At 25.1% G+C, this 1,073-nt stretch carries 2 protein-coding genes; both read right to left on the bottom strand.

The window, feature by feature from the left end; all coding sequences use genetic code 11:
* Positions 1–485 (bottom strand): hypothetical protein (locus FMM58_RS01120; RefSeq protein ID WP_150180301.1); only part of this gene is annotated, 485 nt, incomplete at its 3' end.
* A 124-nt stretch (positions 486–609) separates the two neighbouring features.
* The coding region (locus tag FMM58_RS08590) for a hypothetical protein (RefSeq protein ID WP_190317915.1) at positions 610–1,073 on the bottom strand (464 nt) is incomplete at its 5' end.

Here is a 1,073-nt window from a genome sequence, read left to right as displayed (position 1 = left end):
TCTAAAAATATCTTAGCCACCCTTTCAGCACCTGCAATAACAGCTAGATCGTATTTATTATCACCTTTTAGCCTTATTATTCGCATCAGCTCGTCCTTTGCTAAAATAGCACTTAAGGCTATATTTTTATGAATAAAATTAACCGACATAGCCTCTATTAAAATTTTATCCGTACTTGCATCGAGTAAATTATTAAGAATTGTTTCATCAACCTCATTACAAACCTCGCCTAAATTTTCTTTAATTTTTTGTTTGATTTTTATGCTTTCATTATCTAAAACGCTTATTAATTCTTTTTTTAATAAATCATTATTAATAACTTCTGGTTCGATTGCCTTTAAGGCCTTCCCCTTTTCCCATTTTTCATTTTTTACCCAATACATTAAGGTCCTATAACTTATATTAAAATATTTAGCGACCTCTTTTGCACTTTTTTTATTACTCTCATAATATATTCTAATTTCAGCTTTATTTTGTATAGCCATTTAAACTCCTTTTCATATTTTTATTGTTAAAATCACTTTAGATGCTTTTCAATAAGCGTTAATAAACCACATTTATTAACTTGGTGGGAATAGCATTGTCTAGTTTGGCTTGGGCGTGGACTTGTTATAAGCTGGACGTTAAATTTTCCAACTCTAAACTATAAATAACATTTTTATCCTTGTCTATTATTTGTTTTAAAGTTAAAAGAGCATTTGCATTTTTATCGTTTATAATAAAATTACTATTAAATCTAAAAATATTTATATTTTTGTCTTTATTTTCACTTATTAAAATAGCATTTTCAAAAAGTTCTTTCAAATGTTTTCCTGTTCTAAAATGTTCTATCTCACTAAAACCATTTTTTAAACTTTTTTCTATAGCCTTTGTACTGCTTATTTTTCCTATTGTACTATTTGTAATTAAGGCCTTTAAATTATTATTTTTATTTGTTATAAGTTTATTTTTTAAAGACATTAAACTTTCTTTTAATTCTTTTCTTAAAATATATAAGCTTTGTTCGTTTTTTGTATTTAAGTTTATTTTTTGTTCTTTATAGCCTTTATCTTTTAAATTTTCTTTTTCAATTT

Origin of the sequence: Campylobacter sp. LR291e (assembly GCF_008633915.1) — a bacterium.
Lineage (GTDB): Bacteria > Campylobacterota > Campylobacteria > Campylobacterales > Campylobacteraceae > Campylobacter_D.
The sequence above is the reverse complement of the archived record's forward strand: the minus strand, read 5'-3'. Positions and strand labels throughout refer to the sequence as shown.